Source organism: Mucilaginibacter sp. (assembly GCF_028287845.1).
Classification (GTDB): domain Bacteria; phylum Bacteroidota; class Bacteroidia; order Sphingobacteriales; family Sphingobacteriaceae; genus Mucilaginibacter.
On sequence record NZ_JAQBOW010000162.1, the window covers coordinates 161,893 to 169,479 of the forward strand.

A 7,587-nucleotide genomic window follows, 5' to 3' on the forward strand; every position below is an offset into this window, starting at 1 on the left:
GATCAGATCGGTAAAAGTGTTATATTATTTTACTTCTTCGTTAGCTTTTTGTGTACTTGTCCACTTGCTAAGCTCTTCCATTCCTGCAGGATTATCTTCAAAATCATGCGGCAAATTTGAGCTCATTGTTTGTGAAAAAGGAGTTGTTTGTAGTATAAAATCTTCCTCAGCCCCTGGTTTGCTATAATCATACGGCCAACGGTAAACGGTTGGTATTTCTCCCGGCCAGTTACCATGTATATGTTCAACAGGTGTTGTCCATTCCAATGTATTTGCCTGCCATGGGTTTTGAATAGCTTTTTTACCCCAGAAAATAGAATGTACAAAGTTATACAAGAATGCAACCTGCGCACAAGCCGACATAATAGCCGCCCATGTAATAAACATATTTACTGATAACCAGCGTTGCATTGAAGCAAACTCGGTAAAGGCATAGTAACGACGTGGCACCCCATCAAGACCCATAAAGTGCATTGGGAAGAATACCAGGTAAGCACCTATAAAGGTTAACCAAAAGTGCAGATAGCCTAATTTCTCGTCCATCATTTTGCCAAACATTTTAGGGAACCAGTGATATACACCGGCAAGCATCCCGAAAATAGCTGCCGAACCCATTACCAGGTGGAAGTGGGCCACAACAAAATAAGTATCGTGAAGGTTAATATCTAAAGCGGCGTTACCTAAAAATATACCGGTTAAACCACCTGATATAAAGAAAGACACCATACCAATAGCAAATAACATAGCAGGTGTAAACCTGATATTTCCGCGCCAAAGCGTGGCCAGCCAGTTAAAGGTTTTTACTGCTGATGGTACCGCGATAATTAATGTAGTGATCATGAACACACCACCCAAAAACGGATTCATACCGGTGATGAACATATGGTGACCCCATACGATGAAAGATAATACGGTAATACCAATTAATGAGTAAACCATTGCGTGATAACCAAAAATAGGTTTACGTGAATTTACAGACATGATCTCGGACGAGATACCCATTGCCGGCATAATTACGATATATACTTCCGGGTGACCCAGGAACCAGAATAAGTGCTGGAACAATATAGGGCTACCACCTTCAAAAGGCATAACCTGTCCGTTAACAACAATGTCTGATAAGTAAAAGCTTGTACCAAAACTACGATCGAATATTAATAATACCACACCGGCAACCAGTACAGGGAATGATAATACGCCAAGGATAGCTGTTAAGAAAAACGCCCATATCGTTAAAGGCATTTTCCAAAGGTCCATACCTTTTGTACGCATATTTAATACGGTACTTACATAGTTTATGCCACCCATTAGCGATGATGCTACAAAGCATACCATACTAATTAACCACAACGTCATACCCATGCCAGAACCCTTCATAGCGGTAGGCAAGGCAGATAGCGGTGGATAAATTGTCCATCCCGGTCCGGCAGGGCCCTTTTGTACAAAGAACGATGACAGCATGATAACGCATGCAGTTAAGAACAACCAGTAAGACAACATATTAATGAATGGCGAAGCCATATCACGTGCGCCTACCTGTAATGGTATTAATAAGTTACTGAAAGTACCGCTTAAGCCGGCAGTTAATACAAAGAACACCATGATAGTACCATGTATGGTAACTAACGACAGGTAAAACTCAGGGTCCAAACGTCCCTCAGGAGCGAAACGGCCTAATAGTGTTTCTAATAATGGAAATGCTTTATCAGGATATGCTAATTGTATCCTGAATAAGATAGACAATAGCATGGCAATAACGGCCATAGTAATACCTGTTATCAGGAATTGCTTGGCAATCATTTTGTGATCCTGGCTAAAAACGTATTTAGTAAGGAATGTATCGTGGTGATGCTCGTGACCCTCTTCGTGGTGTACTACTCCGTGATCGTGAACTGATAATGTTGACATAATCGCTAATTAATTGTTTAACGCTAACCTATTTTGTGAAATGCTTTTATTCTGACCTGCTTGCGCAAGCTTTAGTTCCTTCATTAACGGATAAGTTAAATAAGGCTTTTGCTTGGCTATCCATTGGCGGTATTCGCCTTCGGTAACCACACGCACAACTTTTTGCATGTTGTAATGGCTTCCTCCGCATATTTTGTTACAATAAAGCAGGTATTCAAATTTAGGATCGTCTACCTTTCTGCGCATTTCTGCTGTAGTAATGGTAGGTGTAAATTTGAAGAAGGTTGGCAAGCCCGGCACCGCGTTTTGCTGTACCCTGAAGTGCGGCAAATAAACGCTGTGTATCACGTCTTGTGAAAATATGTTTAAGCGTATTGTTTTATTTACCGGCAATACTAAGGTATCTGCCTGTAAATCGTCAAAGCTGTGTTTGTCTTTATAATCAATACCTAATTTGTTGCTGCCAACAATAAGCCTGAAATTTTTCTTTCCTAATATACCATCAGTACCGGGGTAACGTATTTCCCATGCAAACTGGTGGCCGGTAATATCAATGTTTAATGAAGCCGGTTGTCCTTTAACGTCAGAGCTGTTTTCAACTTCCTGCCAGGTAAAGAAACCGAAGATAACCAACACCGTTAACACAATAGCAGGAACAATTGTCCAAATTTTCTCGATGGTGTTATTGTGCGGTAAAAAATAAGCCCTGCGTTTTGCAGAGTGTCTGTATCTAAACAGGAAGGTAAATAACAATATCTGGGTTATAACAAATACTATCAGGGTGATGATAGTAGTTGTTAAAAACATGGCATCTATTTTTACACCGTGTTTTGAAGCAGCCTCGGGTAATGTCATGCTGCCCTGTACGGTGATATCCCAATAAGCACCACCAAGACCTGCTACAAGAAAAATCAGGCAAATTATACCCATTACGTTGTTCCACTGGATACCTTTTTTTCCTTGTATCTGCTGGCTAAGGTCATAAACCTTTAATATTTTACCTACAACAGCTATCGCTATTGCCAGTAAAACGAAGAGCAGTACATAATAACCTACACTTAACCAGTCAACACCGGGTTTATCGGCAGTAGTAGCAGAAGCAGTTTCTGTTTGTGCCATTAACACGTTTGTGCCCAAAAGCATAAACACGGCTAAAAGCGCAAGTAACTTCTTAGAATTTTTCACGAGTGGTTTGCTCTCAGAGGTGTTCAAGAGGGCTCCGCCGTTTATTAGTTGTTTGAATGCCATTGTATTGGTTGTTTGGTATTCTTTATTTTGTTGCAAATTTAACAATTATTATATGTGATGATGTAAGCTCTCCTGCAAGAAAGGATGATTTTTAGGCACAAGGGATTTGAACTTGCTCAACGCGTTGAAAAGCAGGAAGGTAAATAATCCGGCAAATCCAATAAAAATTCCAATCTCTTCTACACCTAAACCACGGCCCTCTGCCCCTACAGTAGCAGGCATTATCATCATGTAGTAATCAAGCCAGTGACCCAGTATTAAAATAATACAAGCTGCTTTTAGAACACCTACGGCACGTTTTGAATCGCGGGCCATTAATACTAAGAACGGTGCTAAGAAGTTCACTACTATATTTAACCAGAACCATGGTTGAAACTCGGGTTCCCATCTCTTATAAAAATAAGCGGCTTCTTCAGGTATGTTGGCGTAATAGATCAACAGGAACTGTGCAAACCATAAGTAAGTCCAGAATATAGAGAAACCAAACATTAGCTGACCCAGATTATGCAAATGATCTTCGGTGATCCAGCTAAAATAGCCTTGTTTCCTCAGGTAAATTATAACCAGCGTAATTACCGCTAAACCACTTACCCACATAGCTGCAAAGTTATACCAGCCAAACATGGTAGAGAACCAATGCGCGTCTAATGACATGATCGTATCAAACGCGAATAACGGTACAGTAAAACCAAATACTACCAGGAATGCACAAGCTACATTAAAGCTCTTTTTGTAATTGAACATACCGCCCAATTCATCCTCGTTGTTTGAGTATTTTACCAGCAACAAGCCTAATATGCTATAAGCAAGCAGATAAAACGCTAAACGGATAAAGAAGAAAGGGACATTTAAGTAGCCCGATTTACCGGCAATCACCTTACTATATGCATCAGTGCCAGGCGTAGTAATTGCTTTTGGCGCCCATTCTTTATACAAATAAGTCCCGGTGATATGCTGACCACTTTCTGTTACTACTTGTTGGGTAAAGTGTATACCGCAAAAAATTATTACTAATAATATAACAGCCGCATAAGGTAATACCTTAACAAATGCCTGCGGTACACGTAATAATGAAGCAGACCACCCCGCCTGTGCCGCATATTGCAATGCACAAAAGAATATGCCGGCAATACAAACACACGTAAAGTAATAGCCCATAAGCAATAAGTTTGCAAATGTGCGTTCACCATGATTAGTAAGGAATCCGAACGCTATGGCAATAATGCCGATAACAACAGCTATCAGGCTCCATGTTTTTGCCTTACCGCTAAATTCAAATTGTTCGTTAAAACTATTATGAGTTTCCATTAAATTCAATTCTTATAAAGTTTGTAAATGGTGAACATACATGATCACTTTCCAGCGCTCTTCCGGATTTAACTGCGAGGCATAAGAGCCCATTGCGTTTAAACCATACGTAATAGTATGATATATCTTACCGTCAGTAAGATCTTTCATAGCGCCACCACGAGACGACTGGCCCTTTGAGTATGATGGCGGCGGCGGAAAACCGTGCGTTGTAACTATACCATCACCCTGTCCGGTTGCACCGTGACATGGAGAGCAAAAAGTTACAAATAACGCCTTGCCTTCAGCATAATTTTTTTGCGTTTGTGGCAGCATGCTCTTAACTTCTACACTTGCCAGTTCATACCCTTCGGTAGTTTTAGGATAATCAAATCTTGTAAAACCAATTGGCGTAGTGCCCGCCGGTGGTAACTGTGCTGTTTTACCATCCTTAAAATTCGGATTCTTCTGATCCGGATCATAAGCAATGTGTTCATACATATTGGGGGCATATTCCCAACCGGTACTTCTCTTACTATCGCACGATGTAACTACAATCGATGCAGTAATAGTGATAACCGCTAAACCCAATATTCTAAATTTATTCATAGCTAACATATTTTCTGTCGTTATGCTTAATTTCAACTGCTCCCGCTTCTTTTAGTAAATTAGTAATGTCCTCATGAGGGATATTACCTTTAGCATCAATGGCTATAACAAACCTGTCGTTAGTTGCTCTCAGGTCCATAACCCTTGGCGCACGGCCCGGGAAAAGGTGTGTAGCATAAAAGAAAGTAAATGTCATACCAAAAGCGGCAAACAATACAGACCACTCAAATGTAACCGGGATAAAATCCGGAACGGCAAAGTGCGGCTTACCACCAATGTTCATTGGCCAATCATGTACCAGGAAGTAATACACTAAACTTAATATAGTTGTACCACCTACGCAGCCAAACATAAATGCTGCATAACCTAAGCGAGAATCTTTTATCCCTAATTTTGCTTCAATACCGTGTATAGGCATCGGCGTATACACATCATAAATAGGGATGCTGTTTTTTTGTAGTTTGTCAATCCCGTGCATCATTTCATCGGGATCATCAAAAAGGCCTAATATAAATTTCGTGCTGCTCATAGTTTATGCGTTTTCGTATTCTGATACATCAACACTATCAAATTTCTCTAAGTTTTTCTTGTAGAATGCCACTTGCGCTACGTCAAGGTGCCCTGCTTCAATTTGCTTGCGTTTTTCCTGCTCGCTTTGCTCTTTCAGTAACAGTTTCACCTCGGCCATTGCAATTGAAGGCAATACACGGATAAACAACAAGAACAAGGTAAAGAATACACCTATAGATCCGATGAATACCGATACATCAATCCAGGTTGGGTAAAACATGGCCCAGCTTGATGGTATATAATCGCGGTGTAATGAGGTTACGATGATAACAAAACGTTCAAACCACATACCTATGTTTACAATGATGGATAACACCCATGACATTGCGATATTGGTACGTACTTTTTTAAACCACATTACCTGGGTCATTAATACGTTACAGCCGTACATCATACAAGCTGCCCACCAGTACGGACCAATAAACCTGTTCAAGAAGGTATATTGTTCATACTCACCACCAGAGTAATAAGCGATAAAGAATTCTGTAATATAAGCCACGCCTACTACCGAACCTGTTACAAGGATGATCTTGTTCATTGATTCAATATGGAACATGGTAATATAGTTCTCTAATCCTAATACTTTACGGGTAACTAATAATAAGGTTTGCACCATAGCAAAACCAGAGAAGATAGCTCCTGCAACGAAATATGGAGGGAAAATAGTAGTGTGCCATCCCGGCTCTAATGATGTTGCAAAGTCCATTGATACAATGGTGTGAACCGATAATACCAGCGGTGTAGATATACCTGCTAATATTAAAGATACGGTTTCAAAACGCTGCCAGGTTTTTACTGAACCTGTCCATCCGAAAGAAAGTATAGAATATATTCTGCGGTACCAGCCTGTTCCGCGGTCACGTATGGTAGCTATGTCAGGCAATAAACCTGTGTACCAGAATACTAATGATACCGAGAAATAAGTTGAGATCGCGAACACGTCCCAGATCAGCGGCGAGTTAAAGTTAACCCATAACGAGCCATATTGGTTAGGCAATGGTAAGCAATATAGTGCCATCCATGGGCGGCCCATGTGTGATACTACGTAAGTAGCAGCGCAAATTACCGCGAAGATGGTCATCGCTTCTGCCGAGCGGTTAATAGAGTTACGCCATTTTTGACGGAATAGTAATAATACTGCCGAGATCAATGTACCGGCGTGACCAATACCTACCCACCACACGAAACCGGTGATATCCCAGGCCCATCCTACTGTTTTGTTTAACCCCCATGAGCCTATACCGTACCAAAATGTCCAGCTTACAGCAAACACCCAAAGACAAGCGCCTAATGATGCAACCGTAAAACCTATCCACCAGGCCTTGTTTGGCTTATTTTCAACAGCGAACAAAACATCATCTGTAACTTTGGCATAGGTTATATCCTTGCCTGTAACCAGCGGTTCCCTTATAATTGATTCTTTATGAGATGCCATATTGTATAGCTATTGTATATATTAAGCTTCTAATTCAGTTGTGTTTCTAACCTTAACCTGGTAACCAATACCCGGCTGTACGTTTAATTCTTCCAGAACGTAATAAGTTCTTTCGCTCCTTAATGCTTTTGATACTTCAGAGTCAGGATCATTTCCGTTACCAAAAACAATTGCATTTGCAGGGCATGTTTGCTGGCAAGCTACTTTGATATCGCCATCTTTAACTGGGCGTTTTTCAATTTTAGCCTTTAATTTGCCGGCCTGTATACGTTGTACGCACATAGAGCATTTTTCCATAACCCCACGGAAACGTGTAGTTACATCAGGATTTAATACTAATTGTGTATGCTCGTTACTCAGGTAGTTATCAAAACGAGAATCGTTCCAGTAATTGAACCAGTTGAAGCGACGAACTTTAAACGGACAGTTGTTAGCGCAATAACGTGTACCTACGCAACGGTTGTAAGCCATGTGGTTCAAACCTTCTGATGAGTGAACGGTAGCTAATACCGGGCAAACAGTTTCGCAAG

6 protein-coding genes and 1 pseudogene are annotated in these 7,587 nt (G+C 40.7%); all 7 read right to left on the reverse strand.

All coding sequences use genetic code 11. From position 1 onward, the window contains the following. Positions 1 to 24 precede the first annotated feature (24 nt). A complete protein-coding gene (locus JWP71_RS16700) occupies positions 25 to 1,908 on the reverse strand; it encodes a cbb3-type cytochrome c oxidase subunit I (protein ID WP_299502313.1) in 1,884 nt (627 codons plus the stop codon). 9 nt (positions 1,909 to 1,917) lie between these two features. Next, on the reverse strand, positions 1,918 to 3,027 hold the full coding sequence (locus JWP71_RS16705) for a cytochrome c oxidase subunit II (RefSeq protein ID WP_299502315.1): 1,110 nt from the start codon (positions 3,025 to 3,027) through the stop codon (positions 1,918 to 1,920). A 177-nt stretch (positions 3,028 to 3,204) separates the two neighbouring features. Then, complete coding sequence (locus tag JWP71_RS16710; RefSeq protein WP_299502318.1) at positions 3,205 to 4,464, reverse strand: quinol:cytochrome C oxidoreductase; 1,260 nt, start codon at positions 4,462 to 4,464, stop codon at positions 3,205 to 3,207. A gap of 12 nt (positions 4,465 to 4,476) precedes the next feature. Further along, entirely contained in the window at positions 4,477 to 5,061 is a 585-nt protein-coding gene (locus JWP71_RS16715) for a cytochrome c (RefSeq protein WP_299502320.1), read from the reverse strand. Next, positions 5,045 to 5,581 carry a DUF3341 domain-containing protein gene (locus JWP71_RS16720; protein WP_299502323.1) on the reverse strand — a complete coding sequence of 179 codons (537 nt, stop codon included), beginning with the start codon at positions 5,579 to 5,581 and terminating at the stop codon, positions 5,045 to 5,047. The genes JWP71_RS16715 and JWP71_RS16720 overlap by 17 nt, the downstream gene beginning before the upstream one ends. 3 nt (positions 5,582 to 5,584) lie before the next feature. Then, complete coding sequence (gene nrfD, locus JWP71_RS16725) at positions 5,585 to 7,057, reverse strand: NrfD/PsrC family molybdoenzyme membrane anchor subunit (RefSeq protein WP_299502325.1); 1,473 nt, start codon at positions 7,055 to 7,057, stop codon at positions 5,585 to 5,587. Between the two features lie 21 nt (positions 7,058 to 7,078). Next, positions 7,079 to 7,587, reverse strand: a pseudogene (locus JWP71_RS16730) (4Fe-4S dicluster domain-containing protein); the annotation flags it as partial.